This is a genomic window from Pantoea cypripedii, from assembly GCF_002095535.1.
Taxonomy (GTDB): Bacteria; Pseudomonadota; Gammaproteobacteria; order Enterobacterales; family Enterobacteriaceae; genus Pantoea; species Pantoea cypripedii.
Window position 1 is genome coordinate 3517547 of record NZ_MLJI01000001.1, and the last position, 22148, is coordinate 3539694.

The following is a 22148-nucleotide window of genomic DNA, read 5'->3' on the forward strand; positions in this document are numbered from 1 at the left end:
CATCCTGGTAATGGGGACGTTTTATTTCTTAAAATGACAACGGGGAAAATGTCTTTTTTATTGATTGGCAGAACGCGAACTACATGAAACTCCTTAAACTCTTTTTTTGGCATATCTGTTTTCCAGAAAGGTTTGCCGAGCCAGAACCTCTCCATGACTTATCAATAAAATCATTAAGATAAGCACCAGGCCAGAGGTATCCCTGCATGCCATAGATGGCTTTATTTTCCAGCAGTTCAACATGGCGTTGGGTTTCAACCCCCTCAACAATGACGCCACTGCATAAATCGTTGAGATGGCCTAACAGAATGTCAAATATGTGATTTTCGCCATATTTCCAAAAAAAGGCTTTATCGATCTTGACGCATTCAAATATTCCGCTACTCATCATGGTCAGATTGGAATATCCCGGACCAAAATCATCGAGCCATAAAGGGGCGATTTTTGCTAAACCTTTTAAAATTAACAAATCTGCACGCGTATACCGGGCAATGAAAAATGCCGATATTTCGAAGCGAAAAAAAGGCAACAGCTCCAGTTTTTGCTGGACTTTCTCGTCCGTAAAGATGCGGGTAACAATATCTCTGTTAATGTTTACGCTAATGACCTGCTGGAAATCTGTACGATAAAGTTGTTCCAGATGTTCAACCTGCAACAGGAATATCTGCCATTTTTCTTCCGTCGATAAGTGGCTGAAAAAACCAGAATCTCTGGCGGAATTACGCTCGTGGTTAATATCAGCATCGTCGGCAAAACGCGTCAGTAATTCCCAGGCAATGAGCTTGCCTGATAAACCGTATACCGGTTCTAATATGAAGACGTATTGCTGTTGCATGCCCGCTAACGCTCCCTTTCACCACGATCCGACAGGACCTAAATGTCAGAACCCCTCATGTAAACAGCAAGGAAAACATCGCCAAAACTTAACTCCTTTACTGAAGGTTAACGTATAACTTACAGTTTGAGAAATAGGCAAGGCCTAATCATCCGCTTCGTTTAATAGAAATCTCAAATTGATTTACTTTCGGTACTGTTTATCCATTGACCAAAGTTTCAGATAAGTCTTAGAATTAGATACCCACACAGATCTTCATGACAAATAAATCAATAGATAAGGTAATGAATTTAAACTAAAAATAAAAATTAATCATAAATAAATTCATCTGACGTCAAAAAAGCGCTATCAAACCAGAAAACATGAGTTTCCTGAAGGTTCCAGAAAATAAATAGTCACTCAGTGCAATTATTTTGTGACCAATGATCAAATTTTTATTATGCGTAAAAAACAAAACATAACAGCAAAGCTGCTTAGTAACGGCAGGTTGCCATGCGCAGCGCGGTGATTGGTGTACCGGCCAATCAGGTAACGGCTTCGCTTTTTTAAATAAATGAATAAGATAGCTATTCAACCGTGGATTCATTCCTGTCTGCCTGTCATCAGGTTAATTAACAGGGTGACCACGATCGCAGATTTAATAAGAGGGAGAACTGCGGAGATAATAACGGAGCGAAAAACAGACCGAGCCACGGGTGTGGCTCGGTAAAGAGATGATTACTTATTCGTCTTCAAGGTAGGTATAGCCATACAAGCCGCTCTCGAATTCTTCAAGGAACTGCGCACGCAGTTCTTCGTCGATATCGGTCTGCTTAACCTGATTACGGAACAACGTCATCAGCTCAGCCGGGTTCAGCTGTACATACTGCAGCATATCAGCGACGGTATCGCCTTCATCTGACAACTGCACTTCGACACTGCCATCCGGGAAGGCAAACACATCCACGGCCTCAGTATCACCAAACAGGTTATGCATGTTGCCAAGGATTTCCTGATAGGCACCCACCATAAAGAAGCCCAGCATCGGTGGGTTGTCGACATCGTATTCCGGCATCGGCATGGTGGTGGCGATACCATCACCGTCCACGTAGTGGTCGATGGTGCCATCGGAGTCACAGGTGATATCGAGCAGCACCGCGCGACGCTGCGGCATTTTGTTCAGCCCTTCCAGCGGCAGTACCGGGAACAGCTGATCGATACCCCAGGCATCCGGCATCGACTGGAACAGTGAGAAGTTGACGTAAATCTTGTCCGCCATACGCTCCTGCAGCTCATCGATAATCGGGCGATGCGCACGATTGCTCGGATCGAGATGCTGCTGAATATAATGACAGATGCTGAGATACAACTGCTCGGCCCAGGCGCGCTGGCGCAGATCATAAGTACCCGACGAATAACCGGTATGGATGTCGAACAGGTCCATCTGGCTGTCGTGCAGCCACTCACGCAGCGAACGACGCACGTTAGGTTCGTGCATCTCCTGCCAGGTATCCCACAGACTCTGAATTGGACGCGGCGCATCGACATCCGGCGCGACTGGCGTGCTGAATTCGTTACGTTCGACCCCGATAATGTTGGAAACCAGTACCGTATGATGCGCAGTCACCGCACGACCGGATTCGGTAATCACCGTCGGATGCTCCAGACCATTCTCTTCACAGGCATCACCAATCGCCCAGATGACATTATTGGCGTATTCATTCAGGCCATAGTTAACCGAGCAATCCGACTGCGAGCGCGTGCCTTCATAGTCCACCCCAAGACCGCCGCCCACATCAAAGCATTTAATGTTGACGCCCAGTTTCGCCAGCTCCACATAGAAGCGTGCCGATTCGCGCACGCCGGTGGCGATATCGCGAATGTTGGCCATCTGTGAACCGAGGTGGAAATGCAGCAGTTGCAGGCTGTCGATTCGACCGGCCTTGCGCATGATCTCAACCAGCTGCAATACCTGCGTGGCCGACAGACCAAACTTAGATTTCTCGCCACCGCTCGACTGCCATTTACCGGAGCCCTGTGACGCCAGGCGCGCACGGATACCCAGACGCGGTACCACGTTGAGACGTTCGGCTTCTTCCAGCACCAGTCGCACCTCGGTCATCTTTTCGATTACCAGGTACACTTTGTGACCGAGCTTCTCACCAATCAGCGCCAGGCGAATATATTCGCGATCTTTATAGCCGTTACAGACGATCACCGTACGCGTCTTACCAGCGTGTGCCAGCACCGCCATCAGTTCCGCTTTGGAACCGGCTTCCAGACCCAGCGGCTCGCCGGAGTTGACCAGCGATTCGATCACGCGTTTGTGCTGGTTAACCTTAATCGGATAAACCAGGAAGTAATCACCTTTATAGCCATAAGATTCACGCGCGCGTTTAAAGGCACCGTTAATCGAGCGCAGGCGATGTTGCAGAATCTGCGGGAAGCAGAACAGCGCAGGCAGGCGCTGGCCATCGGCTTCACGCTCTTTCACCAGCTTAGCGAGATCGACGCGAACTTCCGGCATGTCCGGGTCCGGGCACACGCTAATGTGGCCCAATTCGTTCACGTCGTAATAGTTATTGCCCCACCAGGCAATATTGTAGGTGCGCAGCATTCTGCTCGCTTCCTGGTCGTTCATCGCCACCTCCTGCATGGAGCGGAGTACACCCTGTTCGCCTGCTGACGAACCCTTGATATTCTTCATGTCGTCAGACATCGCGAACCTCAATTTTCCGTTGGAATAAGAAATAGTTGCCGATTTTTGTCGTTGTTACGTCGGGAAAAAAATGCCCCATCCTGCGCAGACTCCCTTATCAGGTGCTCTTGGTAAGTGTAAAACACCGGGCCGGGATGCGTGCAACCGGGCCAGAAATAGCCTGATATTTCCAGCGCTCCAGGCGCGTGAAAAACATCGACAGAATTGTGGGGACAGATTAGCCGGCGCTCGTGTCGGGATAATTACCGCAACGAACAAAACTTCGACTGGAGAGTAAAACAGAAATGGAAACGGGAAGGATGGCCAGCGCGCACGCTGAACGCAGTGAACCGTATAAAGAGAAAGATGGGTTCATTACTTTTATCACCTCCAACGCATGGGGAAACATGCGGTAAACGGCCTGGGTGAAAGCCAGATATAGGCATATCTGACGAGCGCGACGCACAGCGGCGTCATCCTTTTGGGCTGTGGTCGACAGCAGCGGCGATTTATACAGCCTGACGCATAAAATTGCAAAAGCTTTCATGTAACCGGCCGATACCCTGAGAATGGCGGCCATCCGTGTCAGGAAAATTTGCCAGTTCCGCTGTTACGTAAAATGCGGAAACAGAAAAAGGGCTGGTAATTCGCTCAGTGAGTGACCTAGAATAGCCATCCAGATGCTCATCCATCTATACACAAAATAATTCGAGTTGCAGGAAGGCGGCAAGGGAATGAGTCCCTGGGAGCTTGCTGAAGCAAGTGACCCGGGTGAATGAGTGCAGCCAACGCACCTGCAACTTGAAGTATGACGGGTATAAACTGGTTAATTAACTTCCAGGCTGGCCTTGCTTACGCTACGCAGTCGAATTCAAACCATTTGTAAGGTAAAGAACAGAATGGCTAAACACCTTTTTACGTCTGAGTCCGTATCAGAAGGACATCCTGATAAAATCGCTGACCAAATTTCTGACGCCGTGCTGGACGCCATCCTTGAACAGGATCCGAAAGCACGCGTGGCCTGCGAAACATACGTGAAAACCGGTATGGTGCTGGTTGGCGGTGAAATCACCACCAGCGCATGGGTTGATATCGAAGAGATCACCCGTAATACCGTTCGTGAAATCGGCTATGTTCATTCCGATATGGGCTTTGATGCCAATTCCTGTGCGGTACTGAGCGCCATCGGTAAACAGTCTCCCGACATCAACCAGGGCGTTGATCGTACCGATCCGCTGGAGCAGGGAGCCGGTGACCAGGGCCTGATGTTTGGCTACGCCACCAACGAAACTGATGTGCTGATGCCTGCGCCGGTCACCTACGCGCACCGTCTGGTACAGCGTCAGGCTGAAGTGCGTAAAAATGGCACCCTGCCGTGGCTGCGTCCGGACGCGAAGAGCCAGATCACTTTCCAGTACGATGGCGGCAAGATTGTCGGTATCGACGCTGTCGTCCTGTCAACTCAGCATGCTGAAGACATTTCTCAGGCTGACCTGCGTGAAGCCGTGATGGAAGAGATCATCAAGCCGGTTCTGCCGACTGAGTGGATCAACGCCAGCACCAAATACCATATCAACCCGACTGGCCGTTTCGTTATCGGTGGCCCGATGGGCGACTGCGGTCTGACCGGTCGTAAAATCATCGTTGATACCTACGGCGGCATGGCTCGTCACGGTGGCGGTGCATTCTCCGGTAAAGATCCATCAAAAGTTGACCGTTCTGCGGCTTACGCGGCGCGTTATGTGGCGAAAAACATCGTTGCGGCCGGTCTGGCTGACCGTTGTGAGATCCAGGTTTCCTACGCAATTGGCGTGGCTGAACCGACCTCCATCATGGTGGAAACCTTCGGCACCGAGAAAGTGGCAACCGAACAGCTGACCCTGCTGGTACGCGAGTTCTTCGACCTGCGTCCTTACGGCCTGATTCAGATGATGGATCTGCTCCAGCCAATCTACAAAGAGACTGCTGCTTACGGTCACTTTGGTCGCGAACACTTCCCGTGGGAAAAAACCGACAAAGCTGCACAGCTGCGTGAAGCTGCCGGCCTGTAAGTTTTAGCCCATCAGTGACACATCAGGGAGGCCTTTGGCCTCCCTGATTCATTTCCGTCGCGGCGCGATTTATCGCGCGTCTTTTAACGTGCCAGAAGCCAAATCTGCACGATAAATCATGTAAACCCTTGCTCGCTTCAGCTCAAACCCGCGCGATAAATCGCGCCGCTACAATCCGTGTCTTTTTTTGATGTCTATGCTTAACACATTGTGTTTACAACAAAGTGTTAACGATTACATTTTGAAACGCTTTAAATATCTGTGATTTAGGAATTTTGCAGCGTAGTCATTCCAGTAAAAATGCGTTATTTTCAGCGTCGTCTGATAGCCGATATTTAGAATGATGTCAGAAACTTAACAGGTACGATACCTTACTGGTTACTGAACCATTTTGGGCGAAAAATGCTGAATTACAGGGTTTCAGTGTGTGTAACCGATTACATTCATGTGATCGCCCTCACTTTTTCCCGGAAGCAGGTTCCTTAACATTGATAAAAACAACGATGGATAAATTTGGAGGCAATATGCCTGGCAATACTCACAAAAGCAGGACCTCAAATAAGGCGATGACCTTGTTTGTCTGCTTTCTCGCGGCGCTGGCCGGCCTGCTGTTCGGTCTCGATATCGGTGTCATCGCGGGTGCCCTGCCCTTTATCGCAAAAGATTTTAACGTCACTGCTCACCAACAGGAGTGGATCGTCAGCTCCATGATGTTTGGTGCGGCAGTCGGTGCCATTGGTAGTGGCTGGATGTCTTCGCAACTGGGTCGTAAAAAGAGCCTGATGGCCGGTGCCATCCTGTTCGTTATCGGCTCGCTGTGGTCATCTATGGCACCTAACCCGGAAATGCTGATTGCCGCCCGTGTGGTTCTCGGTCTGGCGGTGGGTGTAGCGTCTTACACTGCGCCGTTGTATCTGTCTGAAATCGCACCGGAAAAAATCCGTGGCAGCATGATTTCACTGTATCAGCTGATGATCACCATCGGTATTCTGGCGGCGTATCTGTCCGATACCGCGTTCAGTGATGCTGGCGCATGGCGCTGGATGCTGGGTGTGATCACCATTCCGGCGATCCTGCTGCTGGTCGGTGTGGTGTTCCTGCCAAATAGCCCACGCTGGCTGGCGGCAAAAGGCAACTTCCGCGATGCACAGCGCGTACTGGATCGTCTGCGTGACACCAGCGAGCAGGCAAAACGTGAGCTGGATGAAATCCGTGAAAGCCTGAAGATCAAACAGTCAGGCTGGCAGCTGTTCCAGAGCAATAGCAACTTCCGTCGCGCAGTGTTCCTCGGCGTGCTGTTGCAGGTGATGCAGCAGTTCACCGGCATGAACGTCATCATGTACTACGCGCCGAAAATCTTTGAAATCGCTGGCTTTGCCAATACCACGCAGCAAATGTGGGGCACGGTGATTGTCGGTCTGGTGAACGTACTGGCAACCTTTATCGCTATCGGCCTGGTGGATCGCTGGGGTCGTAAACCGACGCTGGTACTGGGCTTCCTGGTGATGGCGGCAGGTATGGGCATCCTCGGTTCCATGTTGCATATCGGTATTCACTCCGAAGGTGCGCAATACTTTGCGGTTGCTATGCTGCTGATGTTTATCGTTGGTTTTGCCATGAGTGCCGGCCCGCTGATTTGGGTACTGTGCTCTGAAATCCAGCCGCTGAAAGGTCGTGACTTTGGTATCACCGTCTCAACCGCCACCAACTGGATTGCCAACATGATTGTCGGCGCAACCTTCCTGACGATGCTGAACTCGCTGGGCAACGCACCGACCTTCTGGGTTTACGCGGGACTGAACGTGTTCTTTATCCTGCTGACGCTGGTGCTGATTCCGGAGACCAAAAACGTCTCCCTGGAGCACATCGAACGCAACCTGCTGTCGGGCAAAAAACTGCGCGAAATCGGTCAGCAGTGATCGAGATATAACGCACAAGGGCTGCCAGCTGGCAGCCCTTTTTTATTGCCCGTCCCGCAACGGTTGAGTTCCCTGGCGCAACATCTTATGCTGGCCGACATGAAAACACCCCGCCTGCCTATCGCTATCCAACAAGCCGTCATGCGCTCACTGCGCCAGTTCCTGCAACTGGCTAACGAGCGGCTGGAACGCAGCTATCCCGAACCCAAATTGATCTATCAGCAACGCGGCACCGCGGCGGGAACTGCGTGGCTGGAAAAGTGGGAAATTCGCCTCAACCCGGTATTGCTGCTGGAAAATCAGCAGGCGTTTATCGATGAAGTGGTGCCACACGAACTGGCGCATCTGCTGGTATGGAAAACCTTCGGTCGCGTTGCTCCACATGGCAAAGAGTGGAAATGGATGATGGAAAACGTGCTGGGCGTTGCGGCACGTCGCACCCACCAGTTTGAAATCGACTCCGTACGCAGCCAGACGTTCCCCTACCGCTGCGGTTGCCAGCAACATCAGCTAACCGTGCGTCGCCACAATCGTGTGCTGCGCGGCGAAAGTGAATATCGCTGCGTCCATTGCGGTACTTTGCTGCAACCCGGTGAATTTACAGCAAGTTAGTCCGATTATCCCATTTCACCCCCGCCAGCATTCTGCTAACCTGCCGCCTTTTTTCGCACCAGGTTAATTTTTGGAATATGTCTCGCAAAATTATTATCGCCCTGACCTTGTTAGTCGCGCCGCTTAGCGCGTATAGCCTTAACCTCAACAATTATCATCAGAACAACTTCCAGCAAGCCAAAGAATACGCGGCCTATATCAATGCCGATGCTCCCGGCAGTTTCTACTGCGGCTGTAAAATTAACTGGCACGGCAAAAAAGGCGTACCGGATCTGAGTAGCTGCGGTTACAGCGTGCGTAAAAGTGCCAATCGTGCAGACCGCATTGAATGGGAACATGTGATGCCAGCGTGGGAGTTCGGTCATCAGCGTCAATGCTGGCAGAACGGTGGTCGTAAGAATTGCAGCAAAGATGCCGACTATCGCCGGATTGAAAGCGATCTGCACAACCTGCAACCGGCGATTGGCGAAGTGAACGGCGACCGCGGCAACTTTCAGTACAGCCAGTGGAACGGCGGCGATCAGCCTTACGGCCAGTGCAGCATGAAGATTGATTTCAAACAGAAGCTGGCGCAGCCGCCGGAACGCGCCCGTGGCGCGATTGCCCGCACCTACTTCTATATGCGCGATCAATATCACCTGAGTCTGTCACGCCAGCAAACTCAGCTGTTTACCGCCTGGGATAAGCAATATCCGGTGACGCCGTGGGAGTGCGAACGCGATAACCGCATTGCCAAAGTCCAGGGCAATCATAATCCTTATGTGCTTCAGGCTTGCCAGCGCTAAAAGCGCTACCCTAAACTAGCGGTTTTCCGATTGGGCCGTGCCTGAGGCACGGCATTAACGCTGGCAGGAACCCGATGCGTATACCTCGCATTTTTCACCCCGAATCACTGGCTGTAGACAGTGAGATTTTCCTCGACGAAGACGCCGCCAACCACGTCGGGCGCGTGCTGCGCATGAGCACCGGCCAGCGCCTTGAGTTGTTTGATGGCAGTAATCTGACTTTTGCCGCCGAAATCACCCAGGCCGATAAAAAGCGTGTACAAGTAAGAGTCCTTGCAAGCCTTCTGGATGACCGTGAATCACCGCTGCATCTGCATCTCGGCCAGGTGATGTCGCGTGGTGAAAAGATGGAATTCACTATCCAGAAATCGATCGAGCTTGGCGTCAACGTCATTACGCCCTTGTTTTCTGAACGCTGCGGCGTAAAGCTGGATGCGGAACGTCTGGCGAAGAAAATTCAGCAATGGCAAAAAATCGCAATTGCCGCCTGTGAGCAGTGCGGCCGTAATCGTGTGCCGGAAATTCGGGCAGCGATGACGCTGGAGGCGTGGTGCGCTGAAGCGGATGACGGTCTAAAACTTAATTTGCACCCGCGCGCCAGCCACAGTATCAACACGCTGCCGCTGCCGGTGGAACGCATCCGTCTGCTGATTGGCCCGGAAGGCGGCCTGTCATCAGACGAAATTAGCATGACGTCGCAGCATGGTTTTACCGATATTCTGCTGGGACCACGCGTGCTGCGCACCGAAACCACCGCTCTCACCGCCATTACGGCACTTCAGGTGAGGTTTGGTGACCTCGGTTAAGGGATACTTGCGGGTTACAGACTAGGCAGGGGTAGCTGATTCCCCCTTTGAGGAGAGAATAATGATTAAGCTTGGCATCGTTATGGACCCGATTTCGTCCATCAACATTAAAAAAGACACCAGCTTCGCCATGTTGCTGGAAGCACAGCGCCGTGGTTACGAAATTCACTACATGGAGATGAGCGATCTCTCCCTGCGCGGCGGCGTCACTTATGCGCGCACGCGTCTGCTCAGCGTGGAACAAAACTACGACAAATGGTACGAATTTGGCAGCGAGCAGGAGATCAAACTGGCCGATCTCAACGTGGTGCTGATGCGCAAAGATCCGCCGTTTGATACCGAGTTCATTTACGCCACCTATCTGCTGGAACGCGCGGAAGAACAAGGCACGCTGATCGTGAACAAACCGCAGAGCCTGCGCGATTGTAACGAAAAACTGTACACCGCCTGGTTTGCTGATTTAACCCCGGACACCCTGGTCACCCGCAGCAAAGAGAAACTGCGCGCGTTCTGGCAGGAACACGGTGATGTGATCCTGAAACCGCTGGACGGCATGGGCGGCGCATCGATCTTCCGCGTGAAGCAGGATGATCCTAACTTTGGCGTGATCACCGAAACCCTGACCAACCACGGCCAGAACTTCTGCATGGCACAAAATTACCTGCCAGCGATTAAAGACGGTGATAAACGTGTACTGGTCGTGGATGGTGAACCCGTCCCGTACTGCCTGGCGCGTATCCCGCAGGGTGGCGAAACCCGTGGTAACCTCGCCGCAGGTGGACGTGGCGAAGCACGCCCGCTGAGCGACAGCGACTGGGAAATTGCCCGCCGTGTTGGCCCGACGCTGAAAGCAAAAGGGTTGATTTTTGTCGGTCTCGATATCATCGGTGATAAACTGACTGAAGTGAACGTAACCAGCCCGACCTGCGTGCGTGAAATTGAAGCCGCTTTCCCAATCTCCATCACCGGTATGCTGATGGATGCGATTGAGAAACGTCTGGGCTAAGGATGCCGCCGGAGCCTGTGCTCCATGAACCACCCAATACCGGTATTGCTGCGGCAATGCCGGTTATTTTTGGTATACGAGTGAGAATGAATTTACAGCATCATTTTTTGATTGCGATGCCATCCCTACAGGATCCCTTCTTCAAACGCTCGGTGGTCTACATTTGCGAGCATAACGAAGACGGTGCCATGGGCTTAATCATCAACAAGCCAATGGATAATCTGACGGTTGAAGGCATCCTTAAAAAGCTCAAAATCAGCCCATCAGATCGCGATCCGGCCATCAGGCTGGATAAACCGGTATTCGCTGGCGGCCCGCTGGCGGAGGACCGCGGCTTTATTCTGCACTCTGCTCAGCGCATCTATTCATCCAGCATCCGCATCTCCGACACCACCGTGATTACCACTTCACGAGATGTGCTCGAAGCCATTGGCAGCACCTCCCAGCCGGAGAACGTGCTGGTGGCGTTGGGTTACTGTGCCTGGGAGAAGGATCAGCTGGAAAATGAATTGCTGGAAAATGCGTGGCTGACGACGCCAGCGTCCACCAATATCCTGTTCCAGACACCGATCGCAGAGCGCTGGCGTGAAGCTGCAAAATGCCTGGGCGTGGATATCCATAATATGACCAACGATGCAGGGCACGCCTGATGGCCAGTGAAACACTGCTGGGCTTTGATTTCGGCACCAAAAGCATTGGTGTAGCCGTCGGCCAACAGCTGACGGGCACCGCACGCGCGCTGACCGCGTTAAAAGCACAGGACGGCACGCCAGACTGGAACCAGATCGAGCGTCTGCTGAAAGAGTGGCAGCCCGATTACGTGGTGGTTGGGCTGCCGTTAAATATGGATGGCACCGAACAGGAACTGACGGCGCGCGCCCGTAAATTTGCCAATCGTCTGCATGGCCGGTTTGGCGTGCGTGTCGAGTTGCAGGATGAACGCCTCAGCACCGTTGAAGCGCGCGCCGGTTTGTTCGAGCGTGGCGGCTACCGCGCCCTGCAAAAAGGACGGGTTGATGCGCAATCGGCGGTGATCATCCTTGAGGATTGGTTCGACAATCACTGATCCGTCAGATTACCCCCTGCTGTCGCCGTGCCTGCTCGCTCTGGGCAAAGGTTTGCATCCCGGCCTGAGCGCCGGTTTGCAGCACGCCCGGCAGCTGATGCATTTTGCCCTCACGAATCAGGTTAGCCACTGCCGGGGTTGCTACCAGCACTTCAAATAAGCCAATCCGCCCGCCGTTTTTCGCCGCGACCAGCCGTTGCGCCAGCACCGCCTTCAGGCTGCCCGCCAGCTGGCTGCGTACCAGGTTCTTCTCCTCGGCGGGAAACACATCCACCAGCCGGTCCACCGCCTGGGTCGCCCCACGCGTGTGCAGTGTCGCCAGCACCAGATGGCCGGTTTCGGCGGCCGTTAATGCCAGCCGAATGGTTTCGCTATCGCGCAGCTCCCCCAGCAGAATCACATCCGGGTCTTCACGCAGCGCCGCTTTCAGTCCCTGACGAAACGAGGCGCAGTGCGCCCCCACCTCCCGCTGTTGAATCAGCGAACGCTGGCTGTGGTGGACAAACTCGATAGGATCTTCCAGCGTGAGAATGTGGCGCGCCTGATGATGATTCAGGCTATCCACCAGCGCCGCCAGAGTGGTGGATTTACCGCTGCCGGTGGCACCGGTAATTAATATCAACCCCTCGTCCAGCTGCAACAGCTGTTCCACCACCGGCGGTAAATGCAGGCTGGCAAGCGCGGGAACCTGGCTGGCAATCAGACGCAGCGCCAGCGACAACCCCTGCCGTTGCAGGAACAAATTAGCGCGCAGCCGTACCCCACCTGCCAGCGTGATGGCGAAATCCACATGGCCTTCCGCATTAAGCAGCTCCTGCTGCGTGGTATCCAGCCACTGGGTGATAAAGGTTTCCAGCCATGCCGGATCCAGCACAGCCTGTTCGGGGATGGGTTCCAGTACGCCCTGCCGCCGCCAGTGTGGCAAATGTCCGCTGCAAAGGTGCAGATCGGCGGCGTTATGCTTTACACTAAGGGCCACAACTTTATCCAAATCCATAGAAATTCTCCTGACTATGACTTCCATTGAGCACAACTTACAGCAAGTGCGCGAGCGTATCGCCGCTGCCGCTGCGCGTTGCGGACGCGCGCCAGAAGAAATCACGCTGCTTGCAGTGAGTAAAACCAAACCTGTGAGCGCCGTTGCAGAAGCGATAGCGGCTGGACAACGAGCATTCGGCGAAAATTACGTGCAGGAAGGGGTTGAAAAAGTCACCGCGCTGGCCGCACATCCTGATCTGCAATGGCACTTCATCGGGCCGTTGCAGTCGAATAAGAGCCGCCTGGTGGCGGAGCATTTTGCCTGGTGTCACACCGTGGACAGGCTGCGTATCGCGCAGCGTCTGAATGACCAGCGCCCGGCACATCTGCCGCCGCTTAATGTGTTAATTCAGGTAAATATCAGTGACGAGAACAGCAAATCTGGCATCATGCTGGATGCGCTGCCGACGCTGGCGCAGGAGATCGCAGCTTTACCGCAGCTGCGTTTACGCGGTCTGATGGCGATTCCGGCCCCCGAGCAGGATTACGATCGCCAACTGGCAGTATGTCAGCAGATGGCTGCTGCGTTTCGTGCCTTGCAACAGGATTACCCTGGCGTCGATACGCTTTCTCTGGGAATGAGCGACGACATGGAAGCGGCTATCGCCGCAGGCAGTACCATGGTGCGCATCGGCACCGCCGTTTTTGGCGCGCGGGATTATGCGCGCACTTCACAACAATAATTGAGGAACCTCATGTTAACAATGACGTTTTTAGTCAAAACGCTGATCGACCTGTACGTGATGGTATTGCTGCTGCGTATCTGGATGCAGTGGTCACGCTGTGACTTCTATAATCCGCTGTCGCAGTTTGTCGTGAAGATTACCCAGCCGATCATCAAACCGCTGCGTCGCGTGCTGCCCGCACTGGGGCCGATTGATACCGCGTCGCTGCTGCTGGCGTTTGTGCTGACCACCCTGAAATACCCGATTCTGCTGTTAATTCAGGTCGGCGTGTTCTCAGTCGATCCCACCAACTTATTGGTTGGATTGCTGTCGCTGCTGAAGTCTGCCGGTTATCTGGTGTTCTGGGTGATCATCATCCGTTCGCTGATGAGCTGGATCAGCCAGGGCCGTGGTCCGATTGATTATGTATTGATTCAACTGACCGAACCGCTGATGGCACCGATTCGTCGCATTCTGCCAGCGATGGGCGGCATCGATTTTTCTGCCATGATTGTGATTCTGGTGCTGTATGCGCTGAATTTCCTCGGCATGGACCTGTTCCCAGGTCTCTGGTACTTGCTGTAATTCGTTAATCTGGAACTGTTATGCAAAAAGTTGTTCTCGCCACCGGTAATCCGGGCAAAGTTCGTGAACTGGCCGACCTGCTGTCGGCCTTTGGCCTCGATATCGTGGCACAAACCGAGCTGGGCGTGGAGTCAGCGGAAGAAACCGGTCTGACTTTTATCGAAAACGCTATCCTGAAAGCGCGTCATGCTGCCCAAATCACCGGTCTGCCCGCGATTGCGGATGACTCCGGTTTGGCGGTTGATGCCCTCGGCGGTGCTCCGGGCATCTACTCCGCGCGCTACGCGGGCCTGGAAGCCAGCGATCAGCAGAATCTTGAGAAGCTGCTGGTCGCACTGGAAAACGTCGCGGATGACGAGCGTCAGGCCCAGTTCCATTGCGTGCTGGTGTATGTACGCCATGCCGCTGACCCTACGCCGCTGGTGTTTCACGGCAGCTGGGCGGGCGAGATCACCCGTGCCGCAGCAGGCCAGGGTGGTTTTGGCTACGATCCGATTTTCTATGTCCCTGAACTGGGCAAAACGGCTGCGGAGCTGAGTAAAGATGAAAAGCGCGCCGTTTCTCACCGTGGCAAAGCATTGACGCTGTTACTGGATGCGATGCGCAATGCCTGATTTACCGCCGTTAAGCCTTTACATCCACATTCCGTGGTGTGTGCAGAAGTGCCCCTACTGTGATTTCAACTCCCACGCATTGAAAGGCGAGGTGCCGCACATCGAATATGTGCAGCACCTGCTGAACGATCTGGAGCAGGATTTGCCGCTCACCAGCGGACGCGAAGTTCGCACCATTTTTATTGGTGGCGGTACCCCCAGCCTGCTAAGCAGCAATGCCATGCAGATGCTGATGGATGGCGTGCGCGCGCGGCTGCCGCTGGCAGCAGACGCAGAAATCACCATGGAAGCCAATCCCGGCACGGTAGAAGCCGATCGTTTCAGCGGCTACCAGCGGGCTGGAATCAACCGTATTTCGATTGGGGTGCAGAGTTTCAGCCCGCAGAAGCTGGAACGTCTGGGACGTATTCATGGCCCGGAAGAAGCGAAACGCGCCGCCCATCTCGCCGCCGGGCTTGGCCTGCGCAGCTTTAACCTCGATTTGATGCACGGCCTGCCCGACCAATCGCTGGAGGAAGCGCTCGACGATTTACGTCAGGCAATTGCGCTGAATCCGCCGCATCTGTCGTGGTATCAGCTGACCATCGAGCCAAATACGCTGTTTGGTTCGCGTCCCCCGGTACTGCCGGATGATGACGCGCTGTGGGATATCTTCGAACAAGGCCATCAGTTGCTGACGGCGGCCGGTTATCAGCAATATGAAACCTCCGCCTATGCGAAACCTGGCTACCGTTGCGAGCACAACCTCAATTACTGGCGCTTTGGTGATTACCTCGGCATTGGTTGTGGCGCTCACGGCAAGCTGACGCAGCCGGATGGCAGTATCCTGCGTACGGTGAAAACCCGCCATCCGCGTGGCTTTATGAAGGGCAATTATCTGGATAAGCAGCATCAGGTTGCGGATGCGGATAAACCTTTCGAATTCTTTATGAACCGTTTTCGTCTGCTGGAAGCGGCACCGCGCGCTGATTTCCGCCGCTATACCGGGCTGGATGAGGCGATTATCCGTCCGCAGATTGATGCCGCCATTGCGGCCGGATACGTGGTTGAAACGGAGCAACAATGGCAGATTACGGAAAAAGGCAAGTTGTTCCTTAATTCGCTGCTGGAGTTGTTCTTAGCCGAAGAATAAAAATGGCCCGGATAATTCCGGGCCATTTTATTAATTCCGCTCAGTATTCTGTCTTAATTGCAGCAGATGCGTATTGATTAACGCAATATTCACTTCACAGGGTGAACCATCATCCAGATAGACGGTTTCCGCTATCTCCAGCACCGCATCATTTTCTTTTAATTTCAGCAGATTAATCTGCTCCGGATTGGTCAGGTTAATGGCATTTAAATGCTGATCCCTGCGCTGAACTTTCTTGCCCGTAATTTGCTCAATATACGAGTATTTAGATATTTCCAGCTTGCTGAACTCCATGCTGCTAAACATACTTACCGGCAGGTGGCACTGTTCCAGTGCGACAGGAATATCATCAAAACACATCAGACGAACAATTTTGTACACCTGGTCGCTGTTTTTAATGCGCAATGCCTGCGCCATATCCGCTGACGGCACTTTGATGATGCTGGCGGTAATGACTTTTCTGACCCCTTTATAGCCCTTTTTCTGCGCCTGATAATCAAAAGGTGACAGGGCGTGAAAGCGGCCAGAATGATTACTTTTCCCAATAGACCCCACGAAAAGGCCAGACCCTTTCACCCGGTAAATACGCTGCTGCTCAATCAGAATACGGGTTGCTTCCCGCACAGTCGCGCGGGTAATGCCGATGTTTTTCGCGATCGCAATTTCGGTATCGAGTTTATCGCCAGGCAGAAGCCCCTCGTCTTTGATCTTTTGGAGGATGTAATCGACAACCTCTTTCTGCTTCTCAGTAATGCCATCGACCATCAACGTTGTTCCCGATAAGAGTAGGCTCCGGCTCCGTGAGCCATGAGTGCACATGTATGCCTGAGTTTATTTTCTAAGTGCCAGTCTGACCGCATCAGGATGTGATCAAGTTAACGAATTTGCACTCAATCTCAGGGTGTCCAGCCAGATTTCAATCTTACATATTGTATCTATACACGTCCATGTGCATTATCAAGATGACTAGACACATTAAACATGTCTATACCTGATTACCAACACCGACATGTTGATGAAAAATTCCAGAATAAAATATAAATACATAATTAATATCATTTTTATTAAAAATAGTTCTACACCAACAAAAACAGAAAAGATTACGCGCACAACACCAGGTGCAGTAACCATCAGGTTTCAGGGATAAATGACTGGACATCTTTTGCCACAGAAGCGTTAACGGCCAACAGTAAAGAGTCCGGGTTACTGCATAAAACAGAGCTAAAGCGAGATCAGTTCATGGTAAATAGAGAGTTAGCAAACGCGATTCGATTTCTTAGCATTGATGCGATCCAGAAGGCCAATTCAGGACATCCTGGCGCACCAATGGGGATGGCGGATATTGCCGAAGTTGTCTGGCGTCATCATTTACGCCACAACCCCAAAAATCCTCAGTGGTTCAATCGCGACCGTTATGTTCAGTCCAACGGACATGGCTCGATGCTGCTTTATTCCCTGCTACATCTGACTGGCTACGATCTCTCGATTGAAGACCTCCGCCAGTTTCGCCAGCTGCATTCCCGCACCCCAGGGCATCCTGAATATGGTTATACCCCAGGGGTAGAGACCACCACCGGGCCACTGGGCCAGGGCGTGGCGAATGCGGTCGGCATGGCAATTGCCGAGAAAGCGTTGGCGGCGCAGTTCAACAAACCTGATTTTTCCGTGGTCGATCATTACACCTGGCTGTTTTTAGGTGACGGTTGCCTGATGGAAGGGATTTCCCATGAGGCCTGTGGCCTGGCGGGCACCTTGCAACTCGGCAAACTGATCGCCATCTGGGATGACAACGGCATTTCCATTGATGGGCATGTAGAAGGCTGGTTCTCCGAAGATACCGCCGCGCGCTTCCGCGCTTATGGCTGGCATGTGATTGAAGGCGTCGATGGGCATAATGCCGCTGCTGTCGATGCGGCGGTACGCGAGGCCAAAACAGTCACGGACAAACCCAGCCTGTTATGTTGCAAAACCATCATCGGCTTTGGTTCACCGAACAAAGCCAACAGCCACGATTGTCATGGATCCGCCCTCGGTGCCGATGAAGTCGCACTGGTGCGTGAAGCGCTGAACTGGCCTTACGCACCGTTTGAAATTCCTGATGCGATTTACCAGGCCTGGGATGCCCGCGAACAGGGAGCAAAAAATCAGCAGGAATGGGACCAGCTATTTGCCGCTTATCAGCAGCAATGGCCGCAGCTCGCAGCTGAGTTTACCCGTCGTATGCAGGGCGATCTGCCGGCCAACTGGGCGGAAGATATGGATAGCTATATCGCGGCATTACAGGCAGCACCAGCCAGCCTGGCAACCCGTCAGGTCAGCCAGAAATGCCTGAATCATTTCGCCGATTTACTGCCGGAAATGCTCGGCGGTTCGGCAGACCTGTCACCGTCGAATCTGACCAGGCAGCAGCAATCCGTCGATTTCAGCGCTGAAAATCCGGCGGGCAATTACATTTCCTACGGCGTGCGCGAGTTCGGCATGTCCGCCATGATGAATGGCCTGGCCCTGCATGGCGGCTTCATCCCCTACGGCGGCACCTTCCTGATGTTTATGGAGTACGCCCGCAATGCGGTGCGTATGGCGGCACTCATGAAGATCCGCTCGGTATTCGTGTATAGCCATGACACCATCGGCCTCGGCGAAGATGGCCCCACCCATCAACCGGTTGAACAGTTAGCCTCGCTGCGACTGACACCCAATATGGAAACCTGGCGCGGTTGCGATCAGGTCGAAGTGGCGGTGGCATGGCGTCAGGCGATTGAACGTAAAAACGGACCCAGCGCGTTGATTCTGACCCGGCAACCGCTTGAGCAGCAACCGCGTTCTGCGGCACAACTGGCCGATATTTCGCGTGGCGGATATGTGTTGCTTGATTGCGAGGGCAAACCCGAGCTGTTGCTGATTTCATCGGGTTCAGAAATCGAGCTGGTGGTTGCTGCCGCAAAAGTTCTGTTACAGGAAGGTCGCAAGGTACGGGTGGTTTCGATCCCCTGCACCGAACGTTTTGATCAGCAGGATGCGCAATATAAAGAATCAGTGCTGCCGCACGACGTGCGCAAACGCCTGGCAGTTGAAGCCAGCATTGAGGGATTCTGGCAGCGCTACACCGGTCTGGATGGCAAAGTGATCGGTATGAAATCATTCGGTGAGTCCGCTCCGGCAAACGTACTTTTCAAACATTTCGGCTTTACGGTAGAAAACGTACTTGAATCCGCCCGTAGCTTACTGAAGTAATCACTGAACACGTATTTAATGCAGGAAAACGATATGTCGAATCTGTCAAAGTGGCTGAATGATGAAAAGATCCAGTACCTGGAAAATGTCTCTGACTGGAAAGAGGCCATTCAGGTAGCAGGACGTCCGCTGCTGGAGGAAGGTGCCATTTCTCAGCAATACATTGATGTCATCATTCAGCAAAAAGAGGACATTGGCCCCTACTTTGTTATCGCTCCGCGCATAGCCATGCCGCATGCTCGTCCGGAACAGGGAGCAAATAAACTCGGGTTATCCATCGTCAAACTGGCGACGCCCGTCAAATTTGATGCTGATGAAAACGATCCGGTTGATGCGATTTTTATGTTCTCAGCCGCGGATAGTAATAGCCATATTGAAATGATTTCAGAGCTGGCAGAAGTCCTTTCAGATGAAGACAAGATGAATCAATTCTTCAACTCCCGCAGTAAAGAAGAATTGCGTGCGGTGTTGCTGACAGACAACGTTGTTAATTAAACAAGCATGACGAATATATTTCAGAATAGAAACCAAGAGGTGTGACATGAAAATTATGGCGGTTTGCGGTTCAGGGCTGGGAAGCAGCTTTATGATGGAGATGAACATTAAAAAGGTTCTTAAGACCATCGACATCACTGCGGAAGTTGAACACTCCGATCTGGGTTCAGTAACCCCTGACGTTGCGGATGTTTTTGTCATGGGTAAAGACATTGCCTACAGTGCCAATCTTCCTGAAGGCAAGGTTATTATCATCAACAACATCATTGATATCAAAGAGCTTGAGCAGAAAATTCGCGAATATTTTAATAAATCCTGACTCAAACTTTTCTACCCTAAATCATTCAGGTTGCAGCCAGGGAATATGCAACCTGAATGATCACGACTATAAAACAGAACGCTTACCGCTGAGGTTATTATGTTTATCCAAAACCTTTTATTGGTCGTTGTTGACGTGCTGAAAGTGCCCTCAATCCTGGTAGGATTAGTGGCATTATTTGGTCTCGTCGCGCAAAGAAAACCGTTCCCGGATGTAATTAAAGGTACGGTAAAAACTATTCTGGGCTTTTTAGTGCTGGCAGGTGGTGCGTCGGTGCTGGTCGGTTCACTGACTCCGCTGGGTGACATCTTCAAGCAGGCCTTTGATGTACAGGGCATTATTCCTAACAACGAGGCCATGGTCTCGATTGCGCTGGAAAAATACGGTGCACCGACCACGCTGATCATGGCTTTTGGCATGGTGGCGAATATTGTGGTTGCCCGTTTTACCCGCCTGAAATATATCTACCTTTCCGGCCATGTCACTTTTTATATGGCCTGTATGGTGGCGATTATTCTGTCAGTTGCTGGTTTTGAGGGTGTGCAGCTTATTTACACCGGTTCTCTCGCCCTCGGAATGCTGATGGCGTTTTTCCCGGCGCTGGCCCAGCCGCATATGCGTAAAATTGTCGGTCATGATCAGGTCGCCCTGGCGCATACCGGTACGGTTGGTTATGTGCTGTCAGGCTGGATTGGTTCGCTGGTCGGTAAAGGATCAAAATCCACCGAAGAGATGAACATGCCGAAAAACCTGAGTTTTTTGCGTGACAGTACCATCTCGATTTCTCTGACCATGATGATTATCTACTTTATTCTGTCGGCTTCTGCGGGCAAAGACTATGTGGAAAGTCATTTCAGCCATGGTCAGAACTACCTGGTCTATTCATTCGTACAAGCGATTACCTTCGCCGCCGGTGTATTTATTATTCTGCAGGGCGTGCGGTTAATTCTGGCGGAAATTGTACCGGCATTCACCGGATTTTCGGAAAAGCTGGTGCCCAATGCCCGCCCGGCACTTGATTGCCCGATTGTTTTTCCCTATGCACCGAATGCCGTGCTGGTGGGTTTTATCTCCAGCTTTGTCGGTGGCCTGGTCGGATTATTTATCCTCGGCCAGCTGAAATGGGTATTAATTCTGCCGGGCGTTGTACCGCACTTTTTCTGCGGGGCGACTGCCGGGGTATTTGGTAACGCCACAGGCGGCAAACGTGGTGCGATGCTGGGTGCATTTGCCCACGGCGTGCTGATTACCTTCCTGCCGGTTGCGTTATTACCGGTGCTGGGTGCACTGGGCTTAACCAATACCACTTTCTCAGATACGGATTTTGGTGTGACGGGGATTCTCCTCGGTAATATGGCCAGATATATGGACAAAGGCACCATTACCATGATTATTACCGGGATTTTTGCTTTGCTGGTTATTTATAACTTTGCCGCCAGCAATAAGACGGTGGCTAAAGAAGCGAACAACGAATAAAAATAATCAGGGGCTGAAATTCAGCCCCTTTATTTTAACCCTTAATTCCCTGCACCAGGCCTTTCCGCTGCCCTTCCAGGTCGGTCACGCGATTACACACCTCATGACCAAAATTCTGAAAATCCTTCTCCTGCTTGTTCCATTCGGTTTGAATCGACTGCTGTAAGCCGCCGAGATTACCGACTAAAGCCTGCAACGGGTTATTGCCGCTGCCTGCCTGCTGGCTGCCCATCTCATTCAGGCTGTCCTGCAGGATGCCACCCATGGTGCTCTGCACTAATTTTTCGCCGTCAGCGCGCACCTGATCAATCGCCTGATGATGGAAAGTCAGACCATCGCTGCGATGTTCGATAATACGATTCATCTGCTGCTTCAGCTGGCCATCAAGGGTGGTGAGGCGGTTACGCACGTTGCTGTTCGGGCCGAGTTTTTCGACGATAACCTGGTCCAGCGCCACCCGGCTTCTTTCCAGACGTGAGCTGGCACCCTGGTCAATCCACGGCAAATCGCGACGCAGTGCGTTCTGATAGTTGATGGCTTTCTGGCGCGTTGCGTTGTCAACGTTAACCCGCTGACCATTGAACTGCACATCACCCTGTGGGGAGATTTCGAGGTTGCCATTCTCACCCACCACCTGCACGCTCTGCGGCTTAATAATCACATCATCCTGTGGCTTAACGCTGCATTCATAAGCAGCCTGGGCCTGCGTCGCCGCCAGAAGCAGCGCGGCAAGAAGAACGTTACGAACCATGAAATCTCCTGATTATGTCTTCCATCGGGAACTGCGGCCATTAACACGGTCGGCATAAATGCCGACCCTACAGGGATGTAGG

General features: G+C 52.4%; 22 protein-coding genes. 16 read left to right on the plus strand and 6 right to left on the minus strand.

Annotated features, from left to right (window positions below; all coding sequences use genetic code 11):
- Window positions 1-79: 79 nt before the first annotated feature.
- From HA50_RS16165 to HA50_RS31145, 3 genes are all read right to left on the minus strand, one after another.
- Window positions 80-835, minus strand: coding sequence for an EAL domain-containing protein (locus HA50_RS16165; protein WP_084876585.1), 756 nt, complete (start codon window positions 833-835; stop codon window positions 80-82).
- 721 nt (window positions 836-1556) lie between these two features.
- A complete protein-coding gene (gene speA / locus HA50_RS16170; RefSeq protein WP_084876586.1) occupies window positions 1557-3533 on the minus strand; it encodes a biosynthetic arginine decarboxylase in 1977 nt (658 codons plus the stop codon).
- A gap of 217 nt (window positions 3534-3750) precedes the next feature.
- Window positions 3751-4092, minus strand: coding sequence for a hypothetical protein (locus HA50_RS31145; RefSeq protein WP_158087412.1), 342 nt, complete (start codon window positions 4090-4092; stop codon window positions 3751-3753).
- A gap of 319 nt (window positions 4093-4411) precedes the next feature.
- Between HA50_RS31145 and metK the strand changes: the two genes are divergently transcribed.
- The 8 genes from metK to ruvX all read left to right on the plus strand — a co-directional run bounded on the left by metK (window position 4412) and on the right by ruvX (window position 11757).
- On the plus strand, window positions 4412-5563 hold the full coding sequence (metK, locus tag HA50_RS16175) for a methionine adenosyltransferase (RefSeq protein WP_084876587.1): 1152 nt from the start codon (window positions 4412-4414) through the stop codon (window positions 5561-5563).
- A 524-nt stretch (window positions 5564-6087) separates the two neighbouring features.
- Window positions 6088-7482 carry a sugar porter family MFS transporter gene (locus HA50_RS16180; RefSeq protein WP_084878572.1) on the plus strand — a complete coding sequence of 465 codons (1395 nt, stop codon included), beginning with the start codon at window positions 6088-6090 and terminating at the stop codon, window positions 7480-7482.
- Window positions 7483-7581: 99 nt separating this feature from the next.
- Entirely contained in the window at window positions 7582-8094 is a 513-nt protein-coding gene (locus tag HA50_RS16185) for a SprT family zinc-dependent metalloprotease (RefSeq protein WP_139810947.1), read from the plus strand.
- 77 nt (window positions 8095-8171) lie between these two features.
- Window positions 8172-8879 (plus strand): deoxyribonuclease I, encoded by a 708-nt coding sequence (gene endA / locus HA50_RS16190; RefSeq protein WP_084876589.1) that lies wholly within the window; start codon window positions 8172-8174, stop codon window positions 8877-8879.
- Between the two features lie 74 nt (window positions 8880-8953).
- Complete coding sequence (gene rsmE, locus HA50_RS16195; RefSeq protein WP_084876590.1) at window positions 8954-9685, plus strand: 16S rRNA (uracil(1498)-N(3))-methyltransferase; 732 nt, start codon at window positions 8954-8956, stop codon at window positions 9683-9685.
- Window positions 9686-9746: 61 nt separating this feature from the next.
- A complete protein-coding gene (gshB, locus tag HA50_RS16200; protein ID WP_084876591.1) occupies window positions 9747-10691 on the plus strand; it encodes a glutathione synthase in 945 nt (314 codons plus the stop codon).
- An 86-nt stretch (window positions 10692-10777) separates the two neighbouring features.
- Entirely contained in the window at window positions 10778-11341 is a 564-nt protein-coding gene (locus tag HA50_RS16205; RefSeq protein ID WP_084878574.1) for a YqgE/AlgH family protein, read from the plus strand.
- A complete protein-coding gene (gene ruvX / locus HA50_RS16210) occupies window positions 11341-11757 on the plus strand; it encodes a Holliday junction resolvase RuvX (RefSeq protein ID WP_084876592.1) in 417 nt (138 codons plus the stop codon). The genes HA50_RS16205 and ruvX overlap by 1 nt, the downstream gene beginning before the upstream one ends.
- A 4-nt stretch (window positions 11758-11761) precedes the next feature.
- On the opposite strand, the gene HA50_RS16215 is transcribed toward ruvX, so the two are convergent.
- The gene (locus tag HA50_RS16215) at window positions 11762-12754 is read right to left on the minus strand and encodes a type IV pilus twitching motility protein PilT (RefSeq protein WP_084876593.1); all 993 of its coding nucleotides are present in this window, start codon (window positions 12752-12754) and stop codon (window positions 11762-11764) included.
- Between the two features lie 16 nt (window positions 12755-12770).
- Between HA50_RS16215 and HA50_RS16220 the strand changes: the two genes are divergently transcribed.
- Genes HA50_RS16220 through hemW form a run of 4 tightly spaced genes read left to right on the plus strand, consistent with a single transcriptional unit; the run spans window position 12771 to window position 15791 of the window.
- On the plus strand, window positions 12771-13478 hold the full coding sequence (locus HA50_RS16220; RefSeq protein ID WP_084876594.1) for a YggS family pyridoxal phosphate-dependent enzyme: 708 nt from the start codon (window positions 12771-12773) through the stop codon (window positions 13476-13478).
- 12 nt (window positions 13479-13490) lie between these two features.
- Window positions 13491-14045, plus strand: coding sequence for a YggT family protein (locus tag HA50_RS16225; RefSeq protein ID WP_021186199.1), 555 nt, complete (start codon window positions 13491-13493; stop codon window positions 14043-14045).
- A gap of 20 nt (window positions 14046-14065) precedes the next feature.
- Entirely contained in the window at window positions 14066-14659 is a 594-nt protein-coding gene (locus HA50_RS16230; protein ID WP_084876595.1) for an XTP/dITP diphosphatase, read from the plus strand.
- Complete coding sequence (hemW, locus tag HA50_RS16235; RefSeq protein WP_084876596.1) at window positions 14652-15791, plus strand: radical SAM family heme chaperone HemW; 1140 nt, start codon at window positions 14652-14654, stop codon at window positions 15789-15791. Before HA50_RS16230 ends, hemW begins: the two co-directional genes overlap by 8 nt.
- 30 nt (window positions 15792-15821) lie before the next feature.
- Here the strand turns inward: hemW and HA50_RS16240 are convergent, their stop codons facing one another.
- Window positions 15822-16556 carry a GntR family transcriptional regulator gene (locus HA50_RS16240; RefSeq protein ID WP_084876597.1) on the minus strand — a complete coding sequence of 245 codons (735 nt, stop codon included), beginning with the start codon at window positions 16554-16556 and terminating at the stop codon, window positions 15822-15824.
- 474 nt (window positions 16557-17030) lie between these two features.
- On the opposite strand from HA50_RS16240, the gene tkt reads away from it, so the two are divergent.
- From tkt to HA50_RS16260, 4 genes are all read left to right on the plus strand, one after another.
- Window positions 17031-19025 carry a transketolase gene (tkt, locus tag HA50_RS16245; protein WP_084876598.1) on the plus strand — a complete coding sequence of 665 codons (1995 nt, stop codon included), beginning with the start codon at window positions 17031-17033 and terminating at the stop codon, window positions 19023-19025.
- A gap of 33 nt (window positions 19026-19058) precedes the next feature.
- On the plus strand, window positions 19059-19520 hold the full coding sequence (locus HA50_RS16250; RefSeq protein WP_084876599.1) for a PTS sugar transporter subunit IIA: 462 nt from the start codon (window positions 19059-19061) through the stop codon (window positions 19518-19520).
- A gap of 46 nt (window positions 19521-19566) precedes the next feature.
- Entirely contained in the window at window positions 19567-19839 is a 273-nt protein-coding gene (locus HA50_RS16255; RefSeq protein WP_084876600.1) for a PTS sugar transporter subunit IIB, read from the plus strand.
- 99 nt (window positions 19840-19938) lie between these two features.
- Window positions 19939-21315, plus strand: coding sequence for a PTS ascorbate transporter subunit IIC (locus HA50_RS16260; protein WP_084876601.1), 1377 nt, complete (start codon window positions 19939-19941; stop codon window positions 21313-21315).
- 34 nt (window positions 21316-21349) lie between these two features.
- On the opposite strand, the gene HA50_RS16265 is transcribed toward HA50_RS16260, so the two are convergent.
- The gene (locus tag HA50_RS16265; RefSeq protein ID WP_084876602.1) at window positions 21350-22066 is read right to left on the minus strand and encodes a YggN family protein; all 717 of its coding nucleotides are present in this window, start codon (window positions 22064-22066) and stop codon (window positions 21350-21352) included.
- Window positions 22067-22148: the final 82 nt, after the last annotated feature.